This window comes from Telluria mixta (genome assembly GCF_029223865.1).
GTDB lineage: Bacteria > Pseudomonadota > Gammaproteobacteria > Burkholderiales > Burkholderiaceae_D > Telluria > Telluria mixta.
Genome location: NZ_CP119520.1, coordinates 731,356 through 755,520, shown reverse-complemented (window position 1 = coordinate 755,520; position 24,165 = coordinate 731,356). Strand labels below are relative to the sequence as shown.

At 64.0% G+C, this 24,165-nt stretch carries 22 protein-coding genes; 9 read left to right on the top strand and 13 right to left on the bottom strand.

Going from position 1 to position 24,165, the window contains the following annotated elements; all coding sequences use genetic code 11:
• Position 1 precedes the first annotated feature (1 nt).
• Both P0M04_RS03300 and P0M04_RS03295 read left to right on the top strand, forming a co-directional pair.
• The gene (locus tag P0M04_RS03300) at positions 2-907 is read left to right on the top strand and encodes an ATP-binding protein (protein ID WP_259448772.1); all 906 of its coding nucleotides are present in this window, start codon (positions 2-4) and stop codon (positions 905-907) included.
• Positions 900-1,313 carry an NUDIX domain-containing protein gene (locus P0M04_RS03295; RefSeq protein WP_259448773.1) on the top strand — a complete coding sequence of 138 codons (414 nt, stop codon included), beginning with the start codon at positions 900-902 and terminating at the stop codon, positions 1,311-1,313. The genes P0M04_RS03300 and P0M04_RS03295 overlap by 8 nt, the downstream gene beginning before the upstream one ends.
• Here P0M04_RS03295 and yidD read toward each other — a convergent pair.
• The 6 genes from yidD to P0M04_RS03265 form a co-directional block, all read right to left on the bottom strand.
• Positions 1,234-1,794, bottom strand: a complete 561-nt coding sequence (yidD, locus tag P0M04_RS03290) for a membrane protein insertion efficiency factor YidD (RefSeq protein ID WP_259448774.1) — start codon at positions 1,792-1,794, stop codon at positions 1,234-1,236. The two genes, P0M04_RS03295 and yidD, sit on opposite strands and share 80 nt — an antisense overlap.
• Complete coding sequence (locus P0M04_RS03285; protein WP_259448775.1) at positions 1,791-2,171, bottom strand: tautomerase family protein; 381 nt, start codon at positions 2,169-2,171, stop codon at positions 1,791-1,793. The genes yidD and P0M04_RS03285 overlap by 4 nt, the downstream gene beginning before the upstream one ends.
• 20 nt (positions 2,172-2,191) lie before the next feature.
• A complete protein-coding gene (gene yacG / locus P0M04_RS03280) occupies positions 2,192-2,374 on the bottom strand; it encodes a DNA gyrase inhibitor YacG (RefSeq protein WP_259448776.1) in 183 nt (60 codons plus the stop codon).
• A gap of 9 nt (positions 2,375-2,383) precedes the next feature.
• Positions 2,384-3,139, bottom strand: a complete 756-nt coding sequence (gene zapD / locus P0M04_RS03275) for a cell division protein ZapD (protein ID WP_259448777.1) — start codon at positions 3,137-3,139, stop codon at positions 2,384-2,386.
• A 73-nt stretch (positions 3,140-3,212) separates the two neighbouring features.
• A complete protein-coding gene (gene coaE, locus P0M04_RS03270) occupies positions 3,213-3,878 on the bottom strand; it encodes a dephospho-CoA kinase (RefSeq protein WP_259448778.1) in 666 nt (221 codons plus the stop codon).
• A 25-nt stretch (positions 3,879-3,903) separates the two neighbouring features.
• Positions 3,904-4,767, bottom strand: a complete 864-nt coding sequence (locus P0M04_RS03265; RefSeq protein WP_259448779.1) for a prepilin peptidase — start codon at positions 4,765-4,767, stop codon at positions 3,904-3,906.
• A 197-nt stretch (positions 4,768-4,964) separates the two neighbouring features.
• On the opposite strand from P0M04_RS03265, the gene P0M04_RS03260 reads away from it, so the two are divergent.
• The gene (locus P0M04_RS03260) at positions 4,965-5,423 is read left to right on the top strand and encodes a RidA family protein (protein WP_259448780.1); all 459 of its coding nucleotides are present in this window, start codon (positions 4,965-4,967) and stop codon (positions 5,421-5,423) included.
• A gap of 21 nt (positions 5,424-5,444) precedes the next feature.
• Here the strand turns inward: P0M04_RS03260 and P0M04_RS03255 are convergent, their stop codons facing one another.
• Positions 5,445-7,931, bottom strand: coding sequence for a chemotaxis protein CheW (locus P0M04_RS03255; RefSeq protein ID WP_259448781.1), 2,487 nt, complete (start codon positions 7,929-7,931; stop codon positions 5,445-5,447).
• Positions 7,924-10,191, bottom strand: a complete 2,268-nt coding sequence (locus P0M04_RS03250; protein ID WP_259448782.1) for a putative bifunctional diguanylate cyclase/phosphodiesterase — start codon at positions 10,189-10,191, stop codon at positions 7,924-7,926. Before P0M04_RS03250 ends, P0M04_RS03255 begins: the two co-directional genes overlap by 8 nt.
• Before the next feature lie 240 nt (positions 10,192-10,431).
• Here P0M04_RS03250 and P0M04_RS32850 point away from each other — a divergent pair, with 240 nt between their 5' ends.
• Positions 10,432-10,737 (top strand): hypothetical protein, encoded by a 306-nt coding sequence (locus tag P0M04_RS32850; RefSeq protein WP_371877276.1) that lies wholly within the window; start codon positions 10,432-10,434, stop codon positions 10,735-10,737.
• Positions 10,738-10,761: 24 nt separating this feature from the next.
• On the opposite strand, the gene P0M04_RS03240 is transcribed toward P0M04_RS32850, so the two are convergent.
• Complete coding sequence (locus P0M04_RS03240; protein ID WP_259448783.1) at positions 10,762-11,943, bottom strand: SGNH/GDSL hydrolase family protein; 1,182 nt, start codon at positions 11,941-11,943, stop codon at positions 10,762-10,764.
• A 93-nt stretch (positions 11,944-12,036) separates the two neighbouring features.
• On the opposite strand from P0M04_RS03240, the gene P0M04_RS03235 reads away from it, so the two are divergent.
• The 5 genes from P0M04_RS03235 to P0M04_RS03220 all read left to right on the top strand — a co-directional run bounded on the left by P0M04_RS03235 (position 12,037) and on the right by P0M04_RS03220 (position 19,064).
• Positions 12,037-12,834, top strand: coding sequence for a LysR family transcriptional regulator (locus P0M04_RS03235; protein ID WP_307727103.1), 798 nt, complete (start codon positions 12,037-12,039; stop codon positions 12,832-12,834).
• The gene (locus tag P0M04_RS32765; protein ID WP_307734422.1) at positions 12,738-12,944 is read left to right on the top strand and encodes a LysR substrate-binding domain-containing protein; all 207 of its coding nucleotides are present in this window, start codon (positions 12,738-12,740) and stop codon (positions 12,942-12,944) included. Before P0M04_RS03235 ends, P0M04_RS32765 begins: the two co-directional genes overlap by 97 nt.
• A 383-nt stretch (positions 12,945-13,327) precedes the next feature.
• Positions 13,328-15,139 (top strand): sacsin N-terminal ATP-binding-like domain-containing protein, encoded by a 1,812-nt coding sequence (locus P0M04_RS03230; protein WP_281042370.1) that lies wholly within the window; start codon positions 13,328-13,330, stop codon positions 15,137-15,139.
• A 62-nt stretch (positions 15,140-15,201) separates the two neighbouring features.
• The gene (locus P0M04_RS03225) at positions 15,202-17,841 is read left to right on the top strand and encodes a protein NO VEIN domain-containing protein (protein ID WP_281042369.1); all 2,640 of its coding nucleotides are present in this window, start codon (positions 15,202-15,204) and stop codon (positions 17,839-17,841) included.
• 35 nt (positions 17,842-17,876) lie between these two features.
• A complete protein-coding gene (locus P0M04_RS03220) occupies positions 17,877-19,064 on the top strand; it encodes a phospholipase D-like domain-containing protein (protein WP_259448785.1) in 1,188 nt (395 codons plus the stop codon).
• A 106-nt stretch (positions 19,065-19,170) separates the two neighbouring features.
• Here P0M04_RS03220 and P0M04_RS03215 read toward each other — a convergent pair whose 3' ends face one another.
• From P0M04_RS03215 to pilB, 4 genes are all read right to left on the bottom strand, one after another.
• Positions 19,171-20,043: a GIY-YIG nuclease family protein gene (locus P0M04_RS03215; protein ID WP_259448786.1), complete on the bottom strand. Its 873-nt coding sequence runs from the start codon at positions 20,041-20,043 to the stop codon at positions 19,171-19,173.
• A gap of 70 nt (positions 20,044-20,113) precedes the next feature.
• Entirely contained in the window at positions 20,114-20,398 is a 285-nt protein-coding gene (locus tag P0M04_RS03210) for a hypothetical protein (protein WP_259448787.1), read from the bottom strand.
• Between the two features lie 552 nt (positions 20,399-20,950).
• Positions 20,951-22,189: a type II secretion system F family protein gene (locus P0M04_RS03205; RefSeq protein ID WP_259448788.1), complete on the bottom strand. Its 1,239-nt coding sequence runs from the start codon at positions 22,187-22,189 to the stop codon at positions 20,951-20,953.
• Between the two features lie 9 nt (positions 22,190-22,198).
• The gene (pilB, locus tag P0M04_RS03200) at positions 22,199-23,932 is read right to left on the bottom strand and encodes a type IV-A pilus assembly ATPase PilB (protein WP_259448789.1); all 1,734 of its coding nucleotides are present in this window, start codon (positions 23,930-23,932) and stop codon (positions 22,199-22,201) included.
• Positions 23,933-24,165: the final 233 nt, after the last annotated feature.

Sequence of the window (24,165 nt, the reverse complement as noted above, 5' to 3'; positions counted from 1 at the left end):
GATGAACCAGCTGGACAACTTCCTGCACCGCGCCGAAGCCCTGCTGGCGCGCGTGGAGGCTTTATTGCCGCCCGCGGCGCCGCGCGATCCGGATTTCCGCCACGGCTATGCCTACCGCTGGCGCAAGCGTCCGGGCGCGGGCAGCGTCAAGTACCTGCAGGCGGTCAATCACGCGTCGAGCATCCGCCTGGACGACCTGCAGCACATCGGTCCGCAGAAAGAGCAGATCGAGCAGAACACGCGCCAGTTCGTGACGAAGCGCCCCGCCAACAACGTGCTGCTGACGGGCGCGCGCGGCACGGGTAAATCGTCGCTGATCAAGGCGTGCCTGAACCAGTTCGCGCCGCAAGGCCTGCGCCTGATCGAAGTGGACAAGGCCGACCTGGCCGACCTGCCGGACATCGTCGACCTCGTCGCGGGCCGGCCGGAGCGCTTCGTGATCTTTTGCGACGACCTCAGTTTCGAAGAGGGCGAAGCGGGCTACAAGGCGCTGAAGGTCGCGCTCGATGGCAGCATCGCGGCGCAGTCGGACAATGTGCTGATCTACGCGACCTCGAACCGCCGCCACCTGATGCCGGAAAAATTCTCGGACAACGACGGCTACAAGCACGTGGCCGACGACGACCTGCACCCGGCCGAGACGGTCGAGGAAAAGATCTCGCTGTCCGAGCGCTTCGGCCTGTGGCTGTCGTTCTATCCGTTCAGGCAGGACGATTACCTGGACATCGTCGGCCACTGGCTGACGAGCTTCGGCTGCACGCCGGAGCAGATCGCGGCCGCGCGCGGCGACGCGCTGCGCTGGGCGCTGGGCCGCGGCTCGCGCTCGGGCCGCGTGGCGTGGCAGTTCGCCAAGGACTACGCGGGCAAGCTGCCGCCCGCGCCGGTACAGGAACAGGTCGATGTCTGAGAAGCCGGTGGATGTTGCGGTGGGCGTGCTGATGCGCCCGAACGGCGACGTGCTGCTGGGCCAGCGCCCAGACGGCAAGCCGTATGCCGGCTACTGGGAATTCCCCGGCGGGAAAGTCGAGCCGGGGGAAGACATCTTCCATGCGCTGCAGCGCGAGTTCGTCGAAGAGCTGGGCGTGAAGGTGATCTCGGCCGAGCCCTGGTGCTGCGTCGAACACGTATATGAGCACGCGCACGTGCGCCTGTACTTCTACATCAGCCGCGAGTGGGAAGGCGAACCGCAAAGCCTGGAAGGACAGGCGTTCGCGTGGCAGGGCGCGTATGCCGTCAGTCCTCTGCTGCCCGCGACGATTCCGTTGCTGGAATGGCTGGATCAGGTGAGGTATGCCGGGCGCGCTGGCGCCTGATCCGCTCCGCCGCCGCGTCCAGGTCGCGCGTGTCCTGCCTGCGCCGGCGCTCGCGCCAGCGTTTCCACGCATCGCAGCCGTCGCAGACATCGCACAGATCGAACGCGTCGCAGGGTAGATGCCGCGGCACGCCGCCGCAGTGGTGGTGGCCGTCGCACGGAAAATGGCAGTGGCCGGGACCGTCGCAGGGCAGGTCGCACGGCGCGTCGCAAAATCCCTGCTGGCGCCGCACGCGCGGATGGAGCACGGGCGCGGACGGACGCGGCATCTGCCGGTGCACGTGGCCGCACAGGGAGAGGCGGCGGTCGAGCAGCCCAAGGCCGCGCCTGAGCCCGAAGCGTGCGATGACGGCATGGCCGTAGGCCGAGCAGCTGTCACCGCCGGTCGCCACGCGCAGCGCGCAGGAAAAGCCTTTATAGGGCGAGATAAAACGCTGGTAGCAGCGGATCGCGGCCAGCGCCAGTGCGGCGGCAAGCTTCACGTATGCAGCAAGCGGCCGCCCGCGAACGACCAGTTCTCCCAGGTCGTCTCCTTGAACACGACCATCACGTTCTCCGGATCGAAGCCGCTCGCGCGCAGCTGGTCCATCAGCTCGCCCAGCAGCTTCTTCTTGACCTTCACGCTGCGTCCGACGGACCAGAGGATCTCGATCAGCACGAAGTCGTCCGTACGCGTCGTCTGGACGTCGGGGTAGTGCGTGTCGTAGCGGAAGTCGGCCGCGTCGAGTTCCAGCACGCGCTGGAATTTGTCCGTGTCGGGGACGCCGGTCGCGACGAGCGCGGCGTGCACGGCGGCGAACACCTTGTCCTTGAACCCGGTGCTCTTCGGCTTGCGGACGGTGAGCGTGACGAACGGCATGCAAGACCCCTTGTGAACGGTTATTCCTTCGAGACGCTATCCTCGTCGGCGTCGCCCGGCGGCGCGCCGGGGATCGTGTACTTTTCTTCGGCCCAGGCGCCCAGGTCGATTTGCTTGCAGCGTTCGGAACAGAATGGACGGAATTTGTTTTCCGGCGTCCATTCGACCTTCTTGCCGCAGGTGGGGCAGGATACGACGGTCATGGTGTGCTTCTAGAAATTGCAGAGCGTGAGTTCGAACGGGACGTCTTCTTCCAGCGGCTTCGGTTTCAGGTCGCCGCCCTGGGTCGTGAAGCGTACCCACAGCATGTACTTGTTGGCGGAGATCTCGGGGATCGCGCCGATGGACTCGTCCAGCGACAGGCGCAGCATCTGGTACACCTTACCCTGCAGCATCTGCTGATAGCTGCCGGATGAGGCGATCATCTTGACGGGGCCGCCGGAATTGCGCAGCAGGCGCAGCACGAGGGCCAGCGCCTCGAACAGCGGGGCCAGCGGGGCGAACCAGTTCATGATGTCGGCGTAGCGCTGTTCGGTCGGACGCCGCTGCCAGGCGTGGTAGGACGGCAGGTCGAATTCGCAGGCGCCGCCGGGGATGATCGTGCGGCCGCGGATGCTCATCAGCCATTCGTTGTCGCGCACGTTCTGGCCCGTCTTGCCCTGGGCGTTGACGAGGGCGTTGCTGACCGTGTCGAGCTCGGCCAGCACGGCGTCGAGCATGTCCCTGGCGACGGCGGGATTGCTGCGGTAGCCCAGCAGGCTCTGTTTCTGGCGTTCGAGTTCCTGCAGCAGGTCGGACTTCAGGTCCGCGCGGCCCGCCACTTCCAGCATGTCGAAGATCGTCGCGAGCGCGACATGGTGCTGCAGAGGATGTTCCTGGGCTACAAAGAATTTGAACTTCTCGTACAGGTCCTCCAGCCGCAACAACGTGCGAATCCGCTCGTTGAACGGGTATTCGTAGACGATCAAAATGTCATTCCTCTCATTCCCCTGAATGTAGGCTGGCGAGTAACCACGTGATTCTGAACCATGATGCACAAAATTACAAACGCTGGCTTTGCTGCTCTGCCAATCTTGCCGCTTCGTCAAGATAAAAGCGGTGCAGGCGTTCCACCTGCGGCAACAAGGCGTCGATGCCGGCGTCGTTCAGGATCACGTCGTCCGCTTCTTCCAGCCGGCGCGCGCGCGTCACCTGCGCCGCCATGATGGCACGGACCTGGTCTTCCGTCAGGCCGTTACGCGCCATCACGCGCGCGACCTGCGTCGCTTCGGCACAGTCGATCGCGAGCACGCGCGCGACGCGCTCGCGCCAGGTGCCCGATTCGATCAGCAGGGGCACGACGAAGATCGTGTAGGGGCCGTCCGCGATCAGGGCGGCGGCGGCCGTCGCTTCGCGGATTCTCGGGTGCAGGATGCCTTCCAGGCGCGCGCGGGCGGACGGGTCGGAGAACACGAGGGCGCGCATCTTCGCGCGGTCGAGGGCGCCGTCCGGGGTGGCGTAGTCGGGACCGAATTCGGCGACCAGCGCGGGCATCGCGGCGCCGTGCGGGGCCGTCAGGCTGTGGGCGATCTGGTCGGTGTCGATGACGGCGGCGCCGCGCGCGGCGAACAGGTCGGCCACGGTCGTCTTGCCGCAGCCGATGCCGCCGGTGAGGCCTACCGCAAAGCGGAAGAGAGAGGGTGAAACGGTCGGGCCAGATGTCTGCATGCGATCCTCGGGCCCGGCCGCGAGGCTAGACCAGGAAACCCTGCGCGTAGCGGGTGAGTGGTATTCCGTACAAGAGTGCGATCATACCAGCCGCGGCGAGATAAGGTCCGAAGGGAATCGGATTATTGCGGTCGCGGCGGGCGAACACGATCAGCGAGATGCCAACGATGGCGCCGACGACGGACGACAGGATGATAATGGTCGGCAGCATCGCCCAGCCCATCCACGCGCCCAGCGCGGCGAGCAGCTTGAAGTCGCCGTAGCCCATGCCTTCCTTGCCGGTGGCGAGCTTGAACAGCCAGTACACGGCCCACAACGCCAGGTAGCCGGCCATGGCGCCGATCACGGCGTCGCGCAGCGGGACGATGGTGCCGTTCAGGTTGACGAGCAGGCCCAGCCACAGGAGCGGGTAGGTGAGATCGTCCGGCAGCGTTTTCGTGTCGTAATCGATCAAGGTCATCGCGATGAGGAAGTACGCGAACGCGAGGCTCGCGAGACCCAGCCAGCCGCTGCCCAAATGCCAGATCACGACGGCCGACAGCAGGCCCGTGACGGCTTCCACGATCGGATAACGGGGAGAAATCGGCGCCTTGCACGCGCTGCATTTGCCGCGCAGGACCAGCCAGCTGACGATCGGGATGTTTTCCAACGCCGTGATCTGGTGGCCGCAGTGCGGGCAGGCGGAGCGGGGCACCATCAGGTTGAAGCGGTCGGGGTGCGGCAGGTCCTTGCCGGCTTCGTGCGCGATGTAGTTGTCGAGTTCGCGCTGCGCCATCACGGGCAGGCGGTACACGACCACGTTCAGGAAGCTGCCGATCAACAGGCCGAACAGCAAGGCGGCAAGGGTCGCGGCGAGGGTCGCCGGGGCGGCGAAGAGCAGGGTTTCCATGAGTAGGATGATCCGATCGATGGCTGATTCCGTGGATCAACTATTCTAGGGGTTTTCCGGTCCTTTGGGCAGCATGGTGAGGCGTCTCCGCCACGTGTGGTGTCCCTGGCCCTATCCGTTCTGTGGTTTGACGGTGTACATACGGCCGCTAGACTGGGCTGGCATTGCCGTCCTGTCCACAACACGAAAGGAACATCATGAACACCAAGCACTGCCTCGGTATTGCCTTTGCTGCATTGCTGCCGCTCGGCGCGGCCCATGGCGCCGCGTCGGCGCCCCAGAAGGAAGTCGTCGCGAGCAAGGACGCGCCGGCCGCGGTGGGTCCGTATTCGCAGGCGATACGGTCCGGCAGCATGGTGTTTCTCGCGGGGCAGATCCCCATCGATCCGAAGACGGGACAGACCAACACCGGCACGATCGAGGAACAGACCGCGCAGGTGTTCGAAAATTTGAAGGCGGTCCTTGCCGCCGCCGGGATGACGCTCGATAACGTCGTCTCGACCACCGTGTACGTGAAGGACCTGAACGACTTCGCGAAGCTGAACGCGGTCTACGCGACGTATTTCAAGGACAAGCCGCCGGCCCGCGCCACCGTGCAGGTCCAGCGCCTGCCGAAGGATGCCGCGGTGGAGATCTCGGCCATCGCCGTGCATTGACGCGGGGCGGCCGTCCTCCCGTCAGGCGGTCTGCGGCTGCCCGAGCAGGTCGAACAGGCGGCGCGTGTCCAGTACCTGGACCAGCGCCGTGCCGCCGTTCGCCCGGATGACTTGCTGGACCAGTCCGCTGCTGCCGGCGCCGAAGGGGGAGGGCAGGACGTCTGCGGGGTCGAACCGGGCCACGCCGTGCAGGCCGTCGACCGCCAGGCCGAGCGCCCGGCCGCCATGCCTGACCACCACCACGTCGCCGGCGGCGTCGGGCGGCACCGTGCCGGCCAGCACCGTACGCAGGTCGAACACCCAGACATGGTCCGGTGCGCCGTCGCGGTCGTCGAGCGCCAGCACGCCGCTGCGTCCACCCCACGCGCCCATCGAGACCTGCGCCACCCGCGTCGCGGGCAGGGCCTCGCACACGTCGGCGGCGGGCAGTGCGAACAGTTCGCCGCCCGCCAGGAACGTGGCGTAGGCGGCGCCGTGCGTCGCACCGCGCAGCGGCACGGGGGCGGTCCCGGCATGGCCGCGCACCGCGCCGAACGACTCGACGACGACGGCGACCACGTCGCACCGGTAGCCGTCGGCGTTCTTGAATTCGCGGTAGCCGCTCGACATCGTGCTGCCCATGACCGCGTAGCGGCCATCGTGCACGAGAACGGCGGTGGCGTCGGCGCCGTTCGCCTGTGCGAGCAGGGCGGGGGCGACGTCCAGCCGGGTGCCCACCGGCCGTGCCGGGTCGGTGCCGGCGACGATAGTGCCGTCGCGCTCGACGAAGAATGCCTGCCGGCCGGGGACGCCCTCCAGCACGCCGTCCAGCATGGCGCGGAATTCGACGGCGGCGTCGAACACGATGCCGATGCCGCCGACGATCGCGCCGCCATCGCCCGGCGCGCGCACGGCGGCGTGGTACACGTAGGTCGGCCGGTCGCCGTAGTGCGCCGACGGCGCGAACGGCGTCACGTGATAATCCTGTTCGCCGCGCAGCGCGAGCACGCGGGCCAGCGTGGTCGCGTCGACGGCGGGCTGCGCGGCGTCGCCGCTGGCCGCCACGATGGTCCCGGCACGGTCGTACACGAACAGCGACGTGTAGACCGTGTACAGGCTGTTGATGTGGCGGAGCATGCGCCCGATGCGCGCGCCGCGCTCCGGCAGGCTGGACGCCAGCAGTGCGCGCAGGTCCGGCGCCAGGGCCCACCAGCGGCAGTCGTTGGCGCGTTCGTACAGATTGCGGTCGTGCAGGTCGACGAGCAGGCGCGACGCGAAGCCGGCCGCCTCCAGGCTGGCCGCCAGCGCCGTCGCCAGCAGGTCGCGTACCGAACGCGCGAACAGGTCGTCGCTGCGCCGCCCCGTCTCGCCCACCTGCTCGAGGATGTGTTCGAGGCGCGCCGCGTCGGCGCCGCTCCCGGCCGTCATCACCTGCACGTTCCACACCACGCGCCGGATCATCGCCGTCGCGGCCAGGATCTCGAACAGGGGCGGGCAGAAGGAGCGCGCGTGGCCGAGCAGGCCGTCACTCCACGCGCGGTCGACCGCGGCCGGCAGCGCGGCGCCAAGGCCTCCGAACGCGACGTCGAGCGGGATCATGACCTGCGCCTGCCAGCCCGGCGGCCCGGGGTAGCCCTGGTAGCCGCTCGAGGCCACCGTGCGGGCGAGGTAGGCGCGGCCGGCGAACATCACCGGCGCCGTGCTGCCGTCGCGGTTCACGGGCACCGCCGCACCCGGCGGCATCCACAGCGGATCCGCGCTGGCGACGATGCGGTTGGCGCCGTCCAGCAACAGCAGGTTGGCACGGCCGGTCGCCGCCGCCACGCCGCCGTGATGGCGGAAGATGCCCGCCATCTCGTCGTCGAACGCGAAGCACAGGCACAGCACGCCCGCGACGGCGCCGGTGTCCGGACGGTGGACGCGGCGCGAGTACACGAGCGCGGCGCGCCGGCCCGGACGCAGGTCGGTGGCGCGGAAGGTCTCGATGTAGCCGTCGGCGGCGAGGGTGGCGGCGACGAGCGGATCGCTGCTGCGCACGACCGGATTCGCGTCGTCGATGCGGGCCAGCACGTTGCCGGCCGTGTCGAGCAGCAGGATGTCCTCGTAGACCGTGTACTTGTCGCGGTACGCGCGCAGGCGCTTTTCGATCGCCGCGCGGTCGTGCGCGAGACCGGCGACGAAGGCGCACAGATCGCCGTCGGTGGCGAGGAAACTGACGTCGGCCGTGCGCTCGTAGAGGTTGCGCACGACGACGTCGATGACGGTGTGCGCCTTCGCCGCCAGCTCGGCCTGGACGCCGCCCGTCTTTTCGCGCACGAGACTGTCGACGAGCGCGGTCTCGAAGTCGGCGAAGCTGCTGCGCGTGGCCGCCATCGCGGGCAGGATCGCGCGCGCCTCGTCCGGGCAGTTCATCTTCGCCGACGATTCGATGGTCCGCCACATCAGGTTCAGATCGCGCAGCGATTGTTCGCAGCGTGCGACGTCGCGCATGTACGGAAGGAAGGCGTCGACGGGTAAGGCCTCATGCATGTTCATACGGTCCTCGCTGCGGTTGGAATGGGGCCAGTGCAAGCAGGCGCTCCAGGGGCACGGGCCGGCCGGGCAGCCAGCCCTGCACGAGGGGGCAGCCGAACTGGCGCAGGTAGCCCAGCTGGGCGTCGGTCTCGACGCCTTCCGCGACCACGGTCAGCTTCATGTGCCGGCCAAGGTCGAGGATCGAGCGCACGATCGCGCAATCGTTCCGGTCGTACGGCACGCCGGCCATGAACAGCCGGTCGATCTTGAGCGAGCCGATCGGCAGGTTCTTCAGCAGCGACAGCGACGAATAGCCCATGCCGAAGTCGTCGAGGCCGATGCCGAAGCCGCGCCGGCGCAGTTCGCGCATGATGGCGATCGATTTATCGGCATGCTGCATCACGACACCTTCGGTCAGTTCAAGGCAGATGCTGCGCGGGTCGACGCCGGTGGCCGCGGCCAGTGCCGCCAGCCGGTCCGGCAGGCCGTCGTCGATGAATTCGGGGGCCGCCATGTTGACGTGCATGCGTACGCGTTCGAGGCCGGCCGCGTGCAGGCGCGCGAGATCCTGGCAGGCCTGGCGGACGACCCAGCGGCCGATGTCGACGATGAGGCGGCTCTCTTCCGCCAGCGGAATGAACACGTTCGGCGGCACGATCTCGCCGTTCGGCCGGCGCCAGCGGATCAGCGCTTCGACGGCTTCGATCTCCATGTCGCCGCTGGTGCAGATCGGCTGGTACTCCAGGAAGAATTCGCCGCGCCGTATCGCGGAATGCAGGTCGGTCAGCAGGCTGATCCGGTGCCCCGCGTCGGCCGGCGCGCCGTCGCCGTCGAAGCGGCTGGCCAGGTTGCGGCCCTTGCGCTTGCTGGCGTACATGGCGGCATCGGCCGCGTGCAGCAGTTCGCGCGTGCAGACGCCGTGCTCGGGATACGTGCTGATGCCGATGCTGGCCGACACCGCGAGCCGGTGTTCGCCGTACACGAAGCGGCGCCGCGCCGCGTCCAGCACGGCGTCCGCCACATGTTCGAGCTCGTCCGCCGTGGCGCCGGGCGCCGACAGCAGCGCGAACTCGTCGCCGCCCAGGCGACCGATGCGCCAGCCGGGCGGCACCAGCGCGCGCAGGCGTTCCGCGAACATCGTCAGCACGACGTTGCCCGCTTCGTGGCCGAAGGCGTCGTTGATGGGCTTGAACTGGTCGAGGTCGACGAACAGCACCCCGAACGTCCGCCCGGCCGGCGCGTCGCGGCACAGGCGGTCGAGATGGTCGTAGAAATGGGCGCGGTTGGCCAGGCCCGTCATCTCGTCCGTCTGTGCGCGCACGCGGATCCGCTCCTGCTGCGTCATGCGCTCGATCGCCTGGGCGATCATCGCGGAGATCGACTTGGCCAGGCCCGGCAACTGGGCGTCGGGCTGGCGCTGCTGCACGCTGAAGAACTCGAGGACGCCGGGCCGCATCAGGCTGGCGTCCGACCCGACGAAGGTCACGGGGAAGAAGTAGGCCGACTGCAGGCCGCACGCGCGCGCGGCGTCCGCGCGCAACAGGTCGGCCGTGCCGCTCGCGCCCTCGATCCAGCGGGCCTCGCCGCTGGCCCAGACGGTGCCGACGAGGCCTTCTCCGGGCGCCATTGCAAGGAGGCTGCTGGCCCGGCGGAACGGTGCCAGCGCCTGCCGCGGCGAATGCCATGCATAGCGGCAGCGCAGCCCGGCCGGGGCGCCGGCATGGTCCTCGAACGCCCAGAATGCGCCCCATTCCCAGCCCAGCTCCTCGCACACGAGCTGCAGGATACCGGCGACGGCGTCGTCGATGCTGTCGGTGCCCACAAGGTATTGCGTGAGCGCGAAATTGAAACGCTCGCGCACGGCGGCCTGCTTGGCGGCCGTCACGTCGACGAGGATGCCGCCCGCGACCGTGCCGTCCTCCGCGGCCGCGAGCTGCCGCAGGCGCAGCCAGCGCAGCCCGTACCCGTCCGTGCGGACGCGGAACTCGCATTCGGCGTCGTTACCGCCGGCCTCGACATGGTCGAGCATGACGCGCACGGCGTGCCGGTCTTCCGTTTCGATCTGCGCCAGGCAGACGTCGGGTGTTGGCTGGCGTTCGGTGCCGAAGAATCGGGCCGCGATGGCCGACAGCGCAATCCGTCCGCCGGCCCGGTCGAGCCACCACCGCCCGAGTCCGGCCGCTTCGTCGCCGGCGTCGAATTGCGCCGCTGCCGCCAGTGCGCGACGCCACGGGCCGGCCGCGGAGGCATTGACATGGATGTGCTGGATGTTCATGAGTCTCACGCAAAAGTCGATCGTCCGCACCAAAACCGGGCGGGTAGTCCCGGGTTGCACCAGGAGAGAGGGTCCGTGTGGGACGATCCCGTTACGTTCGTATGCGGAGTGCCCGGAACGCCTTGGTTGCCATGTATTGTTGGTTACAGGAAGCAATGCAAGTTGCGTGCCGGTTATCTTCGGCGGGTGAAACCGGATGACGGCGCTCGGCGATATGATGGAACTTTTTCAGGAGTCGCCATGAAACGACAGCTCACAGTATTGTTGACCGCCCTGGCGGCCGCCACCGCGTTCGCCCAGACGACCGTGCCGAACCCGCTGGCGCCGGACAAGGGCGCCCCGACCGTGCCCGCCGCCGCCAAGCCGGCGCCCAGGAAAGAGGCGGCCGGCGGCGGCGCGGGCAAGGTGTGGGCGAACAGTGCCAGCAAGGTCTACCACTGCGAAGGCAGCAAGTACTACGGCAAGACGAAGAAGGGCGAGTACATGACGGAAGCGGACGCCAAGGCGAAGGGTTATCACGGCGTCGGCGGCAAGGCTTGCGGTTAATCTTTTGCAGCTAGTCTTTTGCGGCTAGTCGCGGGCTAGCAGCCGCGCGATGTCGATCGCCCCGGCCATGGCACGATAGCCCGCATCGCCCGGATGCAGGTGATCGCCCGAATCGAAATCGGCCCGCATGCGACCCGGCCGGGCGGGGTCGTGCAGGACGGCGTCGAAGTCGACGACGGCATCGAACGCGCCGGCCGTGCGGATCCAGTCATTCAGTTGCCGGCGCAGGCATTCCTTGTCGGGACTGTAGTGGCCGGCGTACGGCGTGCCGGCGAGGGCGCCTTCGAACGGCGGCAAGGTCCCCGCCGTCACGCGCACGCCCCGGACGTGGCTTGCCGCGACCAGGTCCCGGTACGCGGCCGTGAGTTCCTCCAGCGTGGCGGGGCGCTCGCCCGGCGCGAACGGACTGCCGGGCCAGCCGATGTCGTTAATGCCGAGCAGCACGATGACGTCGGACACGCCGGGCTGGCTCAACACGTCCTGCTCGAGGCGGGCGAGGGCGCTCACGCCCATGCCGTCGCGCGCCAGCCGTCCGCCCGAGATGCCGGCATTGGCGACGGCGATGCCGTGCGGCGCCAGCCTTTCGGCAAGGATGTCGGGCCAGCGGCGGTCCGCATCGGGTGTCGAGCCGTTGCCGTCCGTGATCGAATCGCCGAGCGCGACGACGGTGCGGGCCGGTTTCGCGGACTCGACCAGGACGGCGCTCAGGAACAGGCGGCCGCCGACTTTGGCGCTGTCGATGTGCATGGTCTGCTGCGCGCCCCAGTGGAACGACGCGATCGTCGTCGGCGCGGGCAGCGACGTCGTCACGGCCAGCCGGGACAGCGGCCGGACGGGGAGAGCGACGGGATCGCTCGTCACCGTGGCGCCCGGCAGGATGGCGGCACCAGGCTGTCCGGAAAACGTCAGCGCCCGGGTGGCACGCGGATCGTCGGCCGGGCCGACGCGCACGGCGCCGAGCGTCACCGGTGCGTGGCCGTAGCGGTTCGAGAACACGAGCCGGATGCGCTGGCCGCCCGCGCTCAGGCGGACGGTTTCGCGCACGGTCGCGTTGTCGAGTGCGGTGGGTACGTTCATCGGCAAGGCGAACGTGGCGTCCCAGGCGGGTTGCGGGGCCGCGTACCAGGAGGTGGTCCAGTTTTCCTGCGCCAGCGCGTGTGCGGAGAGAAGCAGGGAGAGGGTGAGTGCTGCGATCGATTTGGGCATGGTGGCTCCTTGATTGAAGGCTCCACGTTAGGCCATTCTGAACCGGCAATGAAGATGGTAGGATGTGAGATCACTCATTCCAATTTCGAATAGATGGATACGCTCCACGCGATGCGCGTCTTCGTGCGCACCCTCGAACTGGGCAGCCTGTCGGCGGCGGCGCGCGAATTCGGCACGACGCAGCCCACCGTCAGCAAATGGCTGGCCCAGCTGGAGCGGCAGTTGCGCGTGCGCCTGGTCGAACGCAGCACGCGCGGCCTGTCGCCCACGGAGCAGGGCCAGCGCTTTTACGCCGACGCCAAACGCATCGTCGAGCAATTCGACACGGCCGTGGGCGACGTGCAGGGCATGACGGGGCAGGCGGCGGGACTCTTGCGCATCAATGCGCCGGTCGCGCTGGGCCAGTTCCGCATCAATGCGATGGTCCAGCGGTTCATGGCGGACCACCCCGCCATCGACGTCGAACTGATCCTCAACGACCGCTTCGTCGACCTCGTCGAGGAAGGCGTCGACGTCGCGTTCCGGCTGGGCGGGACCTTGCCGCCGGATGCCATCGGCCGGCACCTGGCGACCGTGCCCCGTTTCCTGGTGGCGGCCCCGGCGTATCTCGCGCGGCGGGGCGTGCCGGCCGTGCCGGACGACTTGTCGACGCACGATGTCGTCCGCTTCGCCTGGACGCCGGGCAATACGGTGGAATTGTTCCGTGGCGACGAGCAGGCGCGCGTGCCGACGTCGAGCCGCTTCCGCGTGAACAATGCGCTGGCGATACGGGAGGCCTGGTGCTGGGCAGCGGGATCGGCATATGTCCGGACTGGCTGGTACGGGATCTGCTGGACGGCGGGGAACTGGTGCGGGTGCTGGAGGGGTGGGCCGCGCGGCCGCAGGATTTAACCCTGCTGTATCCGTCGCGGCAGTTTCAGCCGCTGCGGACGCGGCTGTTCATCGACTTCGCGGTCGGGCAGTTCAGTGGGATTGCTGGCTTTGCAGGCGGGCCAGGATGAACCGCGCGGTTCGGCTCGATGCACGGTGTTTTGCGGCCAGTGTCATGAGCTTCGGGAAGACGAGGGAGCGTTCGCCGCAATCGCCGCACAGGATGTGCTTGCTGCTCCACAAGATACGCATGAGGGGCGTACGCGGGATGCGGCGTACGTAGGAGGAACCACATTCGGGGCAAGGGACCATGGGAATACCGGTAAGTGTTGAAGAATCGTCAACGAAAATACCAGTTATGGGTGAACTGGACGGTGCGGTAGCGCACAAAACGCGAGTTCGACAAAGCCGCCTCCTCGACTACGTCGACTCGACGCATAAGAGCCAATCAGGCATTCTTATGAATAGTTGCTCAAGGTAAATGCGGAGACTCAAGGTAAATGCGGAGAAATACATGAAAGACAAACTGGCCAAGCTGGTCGAAATCCAGCTGAGGAATTACCGTGAGCAGGAATCGCGCATGGTGAGCGACTATAATCGGGAACGGCAGCTTGTCGGAGAATACAACGGACGGCAAATCCTTGAAATGCTCCAGAACGCCGACGATGAGGGCTCGGATGCGGTACGGATCAGGCTCGACGAGGAAAATGGCGTACTAACAATCGCCAATCAGGGACACCCGTTCACGGTAGATGGTTTCGAGTCCCTGATGCTTGCGAACTTGAGTACAAAGACAAAACTTAAATACATCGGCAACAAGGGGCTGGGCTTTCGCTCGATCGTAAACTGGGCTCACCGGGTCACCATCGACAGTGGAACCGTCAGCGTCACCTTTTCGGAATCCATCGCCCGTCGGACATTCGAAAATCTGTTCGACGACACCGAACGCGCCCGTATCCTGCAGCGCAGGAACATGAGTGAGCAAGCGGTACCTGTGGCTTTCCTCGCAGTCCCCGAGTTCACCGACCGTACACGCAGCGGCTGGGCGACCGAGATTTCGATTCATTACCGGTCGGAGTTCCTGGACGGGATCAAGGAACAGCTGACGAATGTGGAAGCGAAGTGCCTGCTGTTCCTCAATCATATCCACGACATTATCATCGTGCGCGCGAGCGGGGAAACGCGTCTGCAGAAGAAGCAGGCTGGCAATACAGTGAGTATTGACGGGGAAACGTGGACGATGAAGTCGGATGAAGGTCCGCTTCCCGCGCAGTATCAAAGCGCCGACATGGCCGAGCAGGAGCGCTACAGCCTGAAACTGGCCTTGTCGCCCAGTCTGAGGAAGGGGGCCGAGACGCTGTACACGTTCTTCCCGACGAAGGTGAACATTGACCTGCCGATGGTCATCCATGGCACGTTTGACCTCGACAGTTCACGCAACCAGCTGATCGATTCACTGCGCAACCGGTTCCTTCTTGCGAAGCTGGTCGATCTGATCGTCGACACGGCCCAATCGCTGCGCGAGCAAGGAAGCGATCCGTGGATACAGGTGCGCGCATTGCGCTACCGTGACAGCAATCCGGTACTGAAGGAACTGGGTTTCTACCAGCATATCGAGCAGAGCGTACGCCAGCTCGAGATTTTCCCGTGTGTCGATGGGCGCTATCGGCGGGCTTCCGAAGTGTATTACCTGGGTGATGTGTTCTCCCAGATTGTACTTCTGGCTGGATGCGGCGCGGCGTTTCCGGGACTTGGTTACCCTGGAGAAGAGAACCTCCTTCATACAAACAAGTATCGGCGGGTTGCCAACGTTGCGGGATTCACCGAGGCCGTGAATCGGCTCAGCACATGCCTTCTGGACCATGATCTGCAACACCGCGTCACGTTGATCAGCATTCTCTCCAGTGAGAAAGAGCTCGTGGGCAGTTACTCACTTCTGGTCAACGATCGTAACGAGCTGATCAATGCCGCCACCGATGCCTACACGCCGCTGACCGCAGGCGTGGACTCGTTCATCATCCCCAGCTTCGTGAACATCGATTTCATGAGTGCTGCCCTGTTCGAGCAATTGGTCGCTCGGCTCGGTGCCGACTTGGGTGAAAAAGCACGCGATATTCAACGCCGGCTCAAGTCGGTCACCACCATCCACAGCTATGAGCCGGCGCAGGTTATTCGCTCGATCATCAGGGGCGCCACCGCCGCACAGGGACGGCAGGATGCCAATGCACAGCAAATCATCGGCGAAATGGTCTCGGCGTTGCTCGCGAACTTCTCCGCGCTTGGCGAGCCGGCCGCGCTGCCCCCGACGTCAGCGTCAGGCTTCTGAATGCCGATCTCGAGGTTGTCGACGCGCGCGAACTGTTCCTCTCGCGCGAGTATCCGACCGGCGTGCACACCGAGCGGCTCTTCGCGCAGGTCTATGAATCCGGCCAGTTTCTGGCGACGCCATCCGCTTTTGGCCCCGCCGTGTCGCTTGCCGATCCTGCGGTGCTGGAACGCCTGTTCCTGTGGCTCGGCGTTAACCGTTTTGTCCGGTACGTACCGGTCAAGTCGGATGCGCGTCTCCAAGAGTATGCCGCTCATGTTTTCAGCGTGGTGGGGGAGCCTGCTTCGTATCGCGACGCGAGCATCGGATGTCTGGCGATCGACGATTCGGCCCTTGCCGCAATGCTCGACGGGACGATGAAGACGGAAGAGCTGGTGGAATGGCTCATCCGCGATCCTGATGCTCGGAAACGTCTGGAGTCGGACAATCCCGACATCTTCGACTATTCGAAAGTAAACGAAAACAGGGGCACGCATTATCACCGGCTGGCGTACAAGCCGTCGTATCTACAGTTTCAACTGCGCAGGGCAGCGTTGTTCGATGGATTCCTGTTGGACGAAGACGTACCGGCGGCAGATCTCGTCAACCCGTTCACGTTCGATTTTGCCGCTCCAGGGTTGAGGGAAAGCGGCGCGGGGCGCCGCGAAATCGAGACCGTGATGTCGCGGCTCGGCGCGAAAGACCGGTTCGACCAACTGCCGCTGGCAGCCGTGGCAGGAATATTGCGCAGGCTGCCGGAGTCCGATCCCGAAGGCACGCGAACTCAGCGGATCTACCGTCTGGCACTGACGCACTTCGACCGCCACACGCAAGCCCTTCCGCCGGACGTGCCACTGTTCGCTTACATGGGACGCGAGGGCAAATATCATCCACAAAACAAGGTCTACTACAGCGACAACATCCGTCTGCCCCGCAAGATCGTAAACCGGTATCCCGTCTTCGATTTCCCGCGGCGGGGAGGCGGAGACAAGGTGGCGGCGTTTTTCGGTGTCAACAGCCTCAACGAGATTTCAATTCGCGTGCACGAGCGCATACCTGCGCCCGAACTCACCGACGCATTGGCGGCGATGCTCAAGGACAAGCTGCCCTTCGTGTTGGCCTACCGTATTCACGGCTTGCAAAGCAATAGGAAAGCCGAGGCGGCACGTCTGGCGAGACTCGACATCGTGCTGTGCTCGGACATTACGTGCGAGGTAGGTGGGGAATCCTTTCCACTCGCCGTCAACGATTACGTGAAAGAGGGCGCAACATTCCTCATCAAGGTGGCCCTTTCGCATACGCTAGCTGACCTCACGCGCGACCCATTGTTTTGCGATACCTTCGCAGACATTATCGCCTCGGTCTTCGCCGTCAACGAGCATCGCGCCGAGATCCGGGGCGTGTTCAAGGATCCCTTATTCGAGGTTGAGCATCTGGCTCGTAACGAGCTCGGCGAAGAAACCGTGCGCGAAGCCCGCCAGCTCCTCGGCATGGCAGACCCGGCGACGGCTTTCTGGACAACGCTTTGGACAACGATACATGGCGCCGCGCCTGAAAACTTTCAGCCCGGCCATATCGACATCCTGCTCGACCAACTTCGCCAAGCCGGCATCGATCTCGCAGGTCTCGACTTTGAACGGATTTCGGCACACGAGAACCTGCCCCGGATCGCTGCAATTCTCAAGGCCCTGGACGTTCGGGTGGACGCGTTCAACCGGTCGGCTTTCTACAAGCTGGACTTTGAAGACCAGCATCGGAAACAGCTCAGGGACAGGCTCTACCAGCTTTTCGGCGCTTTCAAGCACGCTTTGTGGCAAAGGCTCGCCGGCAACGACTGGCCCGCACGCGGCCGCTTCCTGGGCCTTGTGGCCACCTATGAACATACCGCGTGGATTGACGATGTCGCCGCACGACAGCGCGAGAATCCGGAGCTCGATTGCGCTGTGACGATCGATGAACGCATCCAATCGGATTTCGACGATCTGGTGCTCGTGCCCGCGCAAGACCATGAAACGCTCTTCAGACAGCAAAGCCAGGCATTTTCGCCCGACGAACTGGCGTCGCTCTCGAGAGAGGCAAGGAGCTTTCTGTATTTTGAAGGCGGACTTGAGCGAGTACAGGCGCAGCGTGCTCAGGAGAGCTCCGCGGCACCATCGCAACAGGGCGACACACCCGCGGCTAGGAAACTGCCGGCCCGGAGTGCAAACCCGGTTGCTGTCCACGACACGTTCAACCCGAGGGCAAGGCCGGGCGGTTCGCACAAGCACAGTTCGGTCCAGGACATGAAGAATCGGGCCAGCGGCGAGGACGCTGAAAAGGTCGTCATCGCTAGCCTGGCCGCCGTCTACGGCGACAAGAATGTCGTGCATGTGGCGCAGCGGCATGACGGGGCGGGCTACGACATCCGCTATTCGCCCGACCAGGGCGCGACCTGGCGGTACGTCGAGGTAAAACGGTACACGCAGAACTGCATTCATCTCAGCATCAACGAATACAACTTCGCTGCCGAGCATCGCGATAACTACGAGCTGTTCCTTGTCACCGCGGAAGATGAGATCCACTGTGTGCGCGACATCGACTTCGAGGATAAAGACCGGTTTTGCGCCGTGCCGAGCGAGTTCATCGTGTCTTTCAGGCTCGCAGTAGACGATACCGACGCCGGTCGCGCGATGACCGAATGGGAGGACGCGACGGCAGCCGAAGAAGCGGTGCCGGCCCTTTAGGCAGCCATTCCGCAAACACTCGACCAAAGAGAATCATGACGAATCACGTTAAATTACTGTTAAACGGAGAAACCAGCGGACACCTGGATCGTTTTCTGGAACTGATCCAGACATCGACACGGTTCGAGTGCGTCGTCGCCTTTGCTAGGATGTCTGGCTGGGCGAGTATCGCTGTCCCGCTGACGGCCGCCCTGAAGCGGGGACTCCATGTCCGGTTTACGGCCGGCTTGTCGTTTTGCTACACAGAACCTGCAGTCCTGCAAGCACTCATCAAGCTCAAGCAGAAGCACGACAATCTTCAGGTCTATATTGGCGATACACCTGAAACCTTTCACCCAAAGCTCTATGCCTTTGGAAACGGCAGCAATGGCACCGTGATCGTGGGCTCGGCTAATTTGACGTCTGGCGGGTTCACCGTCAATTATGAGGCATCGGTCGAGATTGACGATGTCGGCGGCAAACTCATGGCCGAGATCGTCGACCATGTGGATTCGCTGATCGAAGGGAAGGTGCTGCAGGAGGTGACGCCGTTTCTCATTGACGATTATGCACGGAAATTTGAGATCAACCGAATTCACCAGGCTGTCGCGAGAAGGAGGACGGCGAAAGCGATCGCCAGGACAGAAGTCGACACGGATACCCTGCAGGCGGTGCTGAATGTGCTGCGTGACGACAAGACCGAGAACGGATTTGATGCCATGGTGGCGCTGCGCAAGGAGCGGCGCCGGCAGGCGAACCTGGCGATGCAGCGGCTCATCGGAACGCCGCCTTCCACGCGGGACGCGTTCATTGCAGGCTACGAGGACTTGATCCGACACTTCAGTTCCGGCGGTCTCCAGCGCGGTAAAACACGAATCGCGAACAATTACAGACATTTTCTAGCCGCGTTGAACGAAGCGCAGGAACTCAAGCACGCGTCGCCCGGCACCGCATACACAGTACTTGCAGATTACTTCGATGACGTCATTGGCGCAGGTGTGAACATCCTGACCGAGATCTTGCTGGCCATCAACAGCAAGCGCTTCGCGAACATGAACAAGAATGCCGTCGCCGGCATGGCGCGGGCAAACGTCACGCGCTTCCCCGAACGCCCGCTCAAGACCAATGTCGACGCCGAGCTCTACGCTGAATATTGCGAAGAGGCGGACCGACTGCGGGAACAGCTCAGTCTTCGCGACTTTATTGAACTCGATACGCTGTTCAACCACCTCTATTGGAACTAGGCGGCGCCGGCCCGGAGAACCGTTCGGTGAGGCTCGCTATGCGAGGTTTGTCGCGCTTAAGCGAGCAGCATGTCCTGCTAGGCGATCTGGGACCATGAGACAACTCTCATATCAGGATGGCTGACGTGGGACCAAGCACTGTTATCTTGAGAGTGTCATCGAGCTGGAATCGGCGCTGAAACCAGCAAGCCAATTCGCTCTTGCCATAAATTCGCGGCGTTCCGCTTTGCTGATTAGCTTTCCGGTCTAGGACAGCGTGCAAACAGGCGCGCTCATCACCACAATAAAGTTCAACAGTCGCGCCATGTGCACCGAAAAGCTGGGAGAAGGCGACCGGGACGTTAAAGAAGCCGCGCTCATAGTAAGTCTTGCCAAGCTTTACCTTAAAGCTAGAAGTGCTGGTGTTGGAGGGAGCGCTCAATATGGCCGGGTTTGATAGTAATGTGGTTGGAGCAACCTGTGCATTAACGATTAAGGGTGCTACAGCCTGTGCTAATGGGGCCGGAGTTGATGCGATTGGAGTCAACGAAGCCGGGGGCGCCTGAAGAGCTTGCGACAGCATGTCGGGCGAAATAACGCGAAGCGCGGTTGTACTGGTTCCGTTCCAAGGCGGCGCCAGCAGCGCAATGATACTGTCTTCAAGACCTGCCGCCATGTTCAGGTCAAACGGCCCAATGCGGTGCAGTCCGGGATCAATCCAGCCAAGAATACGAACTTTTGTTCCCGTGCTCAACAAATCACACAAGGCCGCATGATTTCGAACATTGGTCCGCTGGCTCTGATGGGGAGCAATATAACCCTTCAACCGCATAGGCAACGAGCCTGCGGTCTTTCCGACATACAGTACGGCTGATTCGGTTGCAAACGCATATAACGCGCGACGATGCGTCGGTAGCGTATCTAACTGTAACTGTAGGGTGTCTCCTGCCAAGGTCCAACAACCGATATCGCGAAATCCGATCTGAAGCAAGCGGTCCATGTCGTCTTAGTCTTCGAATAGTGGTTCTTCAATAGCCTTTGCACTGCCACTGAGAATGGGCGCCAGCGAGTTACTTTTCGAGTAGATCGATCTCTCGACGGACGGCTGTAACAACGTCATCAAAAGTGGTCGGCAGCGGAAGGGTAGTTACCACCTTGGTACGAAGTGATGTTACGGGTAACTTAATCTCTGTGATAAATCCGGAGATATCTTCATGGACTCGCAATACTCGTGTCGAGTTCGAGCCCAATCTTTGCTCTTGCCAGAAGAACGCCTGACCTTTTGCAATTTCCTTTGGCTTCAGTTCAGAGCCGATAACTTTTTTAAGATGCGTGTACAGTTCTACAGCTTTCATACTAACTCCAAGTCAGGATGCTGAAATCATAACATTAGCAGCCCCTAAGATCATGCCATGCCAAGTGACACTTTCGGCGGGCGTAGAGCCCTCAGGGAAAGCAATGGAAGAACCGTCAGAACGCAGTGGACTGAACAAGTTCAACAAATGCGGTGCTGCGTCTTCAGAGGCTTCATTGGTTCAAGCATTCGAATGGTCAACCACATCCCGGTGCATGCTGCTGACACAAGTTTTACTTGGGCCCGGCAGTGAGACGAACATTCAGGGTGTCTTGGCGCGTAAGGCGCGCGCATCGATGATGCGTTAGGCATGCCACGGTCGAGACTCTCCATGCTTGCTAGTCTGCAAGCATGGCAGCCCCGGTATCCGATCGAAAACTCTACGCGATGAAACGCATGTCGCTCGCGCTGCAGCGCGCGGCGGCGGCGCGGCCGCTTGGGCCGGCTACCGATCGCGCATTGCGCTGGTCCGCGGCGTGGGGCGTCGTGGCCGGCATCCGGACGCCGCGTACGCGGATCCGGTTGCGGCGGACGACGCTGGTCGGCACCCCCGTCAGACCACCGACCCCAGCTTGAAGATCGGCAGATACATGGCCACGACAAGGCCACCGATCAGCACGCCCAGGATGACCATGATCATGGGCTCCATCAGCGACGACAGCGCCTTGACGGCCTCGTCCACTTCTTCCTCGTAGAAGTCGGCCACCTTGCCCAGCATGCCGTCCAGGGCGCCTGATTCCTCGCCGATGGAGACCATTTGCGTGACCATGTTCGGGAAGACATTGGCGTTCTGCATCGCGACCGTCAGGCTCGTGCCCGTGCTGACTTCCGTCTGGATCTTTTTCGTGGCTTCCAGGTAGACGTTGTTGCCGGACGCGCCGCCCACGGAGTCCAGCGCTTCCACGAGGGGCACGCCGGCCGCGAACATCGTCGACAGCGTGCGGGTCCAGCGGGCGATCGTGGCCTTGCGGACCACTTCGCCGAACACGGGAACGCGCAGCAGGATGCGGTCCATGGCCTGCTGCACTTTGAGTGACCGGCGCCACGACTGGAAGAAGAAGTACAGGGCACCGAAGATCGAGCCGAAGATGATATACCACCATTGCACCACGAAATCCGAGATGGACATCACGATCAGGGTCGGGGCCGGCAGGTCCGCGCCGAAGCTGGAGAACACGGATTTGAACGCGGGCACCACCCAGATCATGATCACGGCGGTGACGATGAAGGCGATGGCGATGATCGCGCACGGGTACATCAGCGCGCCCTTGATCTTGCTCTTCAGCGCGAGCGTCTTTTCCTTGTAGATCGCCAGGCGTGTTAATAAGTCTTCGAGAATGCCGGCCTGCTCGCCGGCGCCCACGAGGTTGCAGAACAGCGGGTCGAAATACAGCGGGTATTTGCGGAAGGCGTTGTTCAGGCTGGTACCCGTCTCGATGTCGGCGCGCAAGTCCATGATCAGCTTGGACATCGACGGATTCGCATGGCCCTTGCCGACGATGTCGAACGATTGCAGCAACGGCACGCCGGCCTTCATCATCGTGGCCAGCTGGCGCGTGAACAGCGTGAGGTCCTTGTCCTGGATCTTCTTGCCGCTGCGGTACACCTTCTTCTTGACCTTGGTGACCATGATGCCCTGGCGGCGCAGGGTCACGTTCACGATGGTCTCGCCGCCGGCGCGCATTTCGCCGCGCACGGTCTTGCCCGTCTTGTCCTTGCCTTCCCAGGCGAAGATGTGTTCCTTGACCTGCGCGCTCTGCGCGCGGCGTGCCGGGGCGGATGTCGTTGCCATGGTGAGTCCTTATTCGTTCGTACAGCCGAGCACTTCTTCGAGACTGGTGAGGCCTTGTTTCACTTTCAGCAGGCCGGAACGGCGCAGCGAGTTCACGCCCTCGGCCTCGGCCTGGGCGGCGATCTCCATCGCGTTGCCGTGCCCGAGGATCAGCGCTTCGATCGCGGGCGTGATCGGCATGATCTGGTAGATGCCCACGCGGCCCTTGTAGCCGGAGCCGAGGCAGCGCTCGCAGCCGACGGGGCCGTACGGTTTCCAGTCGCCGTCGAAATCGGTGTCGCGGAAGCCCGCGGCCTTCAGCGTGTCGCGGCCGATATCGAGCGGTTGCTTGCACGTGCACAGGCGGCGCGCGAGACGTTGCGCGGTAATCAAAATGACGGACGAGGCGATGTTGAACGGCGCCACGCCCATGTTCATCAAACGCGTCAGGGTCGACGGCGCATCGTTCGTGTGCAGGGTGGAAAACACCATGTGGCCCGTCTGCGCCGCCTTGATGGCGATGTCGGCCGTTTCCAGGTCGCGGATCTCGCCGACCATGATGATGTCCGGGTCCTGGCGCAGGAAGGCTTTCAGCGCGATGGGGAACGTGAGGCCCGCTTTTTCGTTGACGTTGACCTGGTTCACGCCGGGCAGGTTGATCTCGGCCGGGTCTTCCGCTGTGGAGATATTGATCCCGGGCTTGTTCAACAGGTTCAGGCAGCTGTACAGCGACACGGTTTTACCGGAACCCGTCGGGCCCGTCACGAGCACCATGCCGTACGGCCGCGTGATGGCGTCGATCAAGAGGGCCTTCTGGTCGGGATCGTAGCCGAGCGAGTCGATGCCCATCTGGGCCTGTGTCGCGTCGAGGATACGCATGACCGTCTTTTCGCCGAACAAGGTCGGCAAGGTGCTCACGCGGAAATCGATCGTCTTCGTGGGCGACAGCACGAGGCGCATGCGGCCGTCCTGCGGCACGCGCTTTTCCGAGATGTCGAGCTTGGCGAGCACCTTGATGCGCGAGACGAGCTTGTCGCGGATCGACAGCGGCGGCGCCAGATGGTCGCGCAGCACGCCGTCCACGCGCAGGCGGATACGGTACTGCTTTTCGTAGGGCTCGAAGTGGATGTCCGACGCGCCCAAGGTAATTGCATCCATCAGGACCTTGTTCAGGAAGCGGACGATCGGCGCGTCCTCGACTTCCGCCGCAGCCGCGGCCACTTCCGCCGCCTGCGTCTGCGGTTCGTCCTCGGCGAATTCGATGTCGCCTTCCTCGCCGGCCAGCTCGCTCAAGTCCTGTTCGGCGCTCTTGGCGATGGTCGCCAGCAGTGCCAGCAGGGTGTCGTGCGCGACGATGACCGGCTCGACGGTCGACTCGCTCTGGAACTTGATCTGGTCGAGCGCCTGCGTATTCGTCGGGTCGGACAGTGCCACCGACAACTTGTTGCCCCTGCGTGCCAGCGCGACGACGCGCTGGGCCTGCATCAGCTTCGGGTCGATCGCGTTGACGGGCAGGGCGTCGGGGCTGAACGTGCCGAGGTCGAGCAGGGGGTAGCCGAACGTCTCGGCGCAGAAGGCTGCCAGGGACTTTGCATCGATGGAGCTGCTGCCGAGCAAGGTGTCGATGAAACCGGCCTTGTCGGCGGACGCCTTCTTTTGCAAGGTGTCCGCTTGAGGCAAGGTCAGCCGTCCGGCCTGCACCAGGGCACGCGCCAGCCCGGGCAGCGCAGTGCCAGGGGTGGTGTTGGGAAGGACTGCTGCCATATGGTTAGGGTCGGAAGGACGACAGGAAGCCGGGCAGGATGGACGGCCCCGGCGGATCGTCTCGATGATGCCCGCAGGCATCAAATCGGTCAAGACTTTGTCGTAGGGAAAGATGCGTGCATACCACGTGGATGAAATGGCATGTAACCGGCTCGCAATGTCGTGTGAGCAACATCGTTATTCCTCGTGCAAGAACAAGGGCTTACCGCTGGATTGTGTCTGGCGGCGCTCGG

Excerpts from the sequence above, each read along its gene's own strand:
- P0M04_RS03300 (WP_259448772.1), top strand. The coding sequence starts at position 2 with ATGAACCAGCTGGACAACTTCCTGCACCGCGCCGAAGCCCTGCTGGCG.
- P0M04_RS03295 (WP_259448773.1), top strand. The coding sequence starts at position 900 with ATGTCTGAGAAGCCGGTGGATGTTGCGGTGGGCGTGCTGATGCGCCCG.
- P0M04_RS03285 (WP_259448775.1), bottom strand. The coding sequence starts at position 2,171 with ATGCCGTTCGTCACGCTCACCGTCCGCAAGCCGAAGAGCACCGGGTTC.
- yacG (WP_259448776.1), bottom strand. The coding sequence starts at position 2,374 with ATGACCGTCGTATCCTGCCCCACCTGCGGCAAGAAGGTCGAATGGACG.
- coaE (WP_259448778.1), bottom strand. The coding sequence starts at position 3,878 with ATGCAGACATCTGGCCCGACCGTTTCACCCTCTCTCTTCCGCTTTGCG.
- P0M04_RS03265 (WP_259448779.1), bottom strand. The coding sequence starts at position 4,767 with ATGGAAACCCTGCTCTTCGCCGCCCCGGCGACCCTCGCCGCGACCCTT.
- P0M04_RS03260 (WP_259448780.1), top strand. The coding sequence starts at position 4,965 with ATGAACACCAAGCACTGCCTCGGTATTGCCTTTGCTGCATTGCTGCCG.
- P0M04_RS03255 (WP_259448781.1), bottom strand. The coding sequence starts at position 7,931 with ATGCATGAGGCCTTACCCGTCGACGCCTTCCTTCCGTACATGCGCGAC.
- P0M04_RS03250 (WP_259448782.1), bottom strand. The coding sequence starts at position 10,191 with ATGAACATCCAGCACATCCATGTCAATGCCTCCGCGGCCGGCCCGTGG.
- P0M04_RS32850 (WP_371877276.1), top strand. The coding sequence starts at position 10,432 with ATGAAACGACAGCTCACAGTATTGTTGACCGCCCTGGCGGCCGCCACC.
- P0M04_RS03240 (WP_259448783.1), bottom strand. The coding sequence starts at position 11,943 with ATGCCCAAATCGATCGCAGCACTCACCCTCTCCCTGCTTCTCTCCGCA.
- P0M04_RS03235 (WP_307727103.1), top strand. The coding sequence starts at position 12,037 with ATGGATACGCTCCACGCGATGCGCGTCTTCGTGCGCACCCTCGAACTG.
- P0M04_RS03230 (WP_281042370.1), top strand. The coding sequence starts at position 13,328 with ATGAAAGACAAACTGGCCAAGCTGGTCGAAATCCAGCTGAGGAATTAC.
- P0M04_RS03220 (WP_259448785.1), top strand. The coding sequence starts at position 17,877 with ATGACGAATCACGTTAAATTACTGTTAAACGGAGAAACCAGCGGACAC.
- P0M04_RS03215 (WP_259448786.1), bottom strand. The coding sequence starts at position 20,043 with ATGGACCGCTTGCTTCAGATCGGATTTCGCGATATCGGTTGTTGGACC.
- P0M04_RS03210 (WP_259448787.1), bottom strand. The coding sequence starts at position 20,398 with ATGAAAGCTGTAGAACTGTACACGCATCTTAAAAAAGTTATCGGCTCT.
- P0M04_RS03205 (WP_259448788.1), bottom strand. The coding sequence starts at position 22,189 with ATGGCAACGACATCCGCCCCGGCACGCCGCGCGCAGAGCGCGCAGGTC.
- pilB (WP_259448789.1), bottom strand. The coding sequence starts at position 23,932 with ATGGCAGCAGTCCTTCCCAACACCACCCCTGGCACTGCGCTGCCCGGG.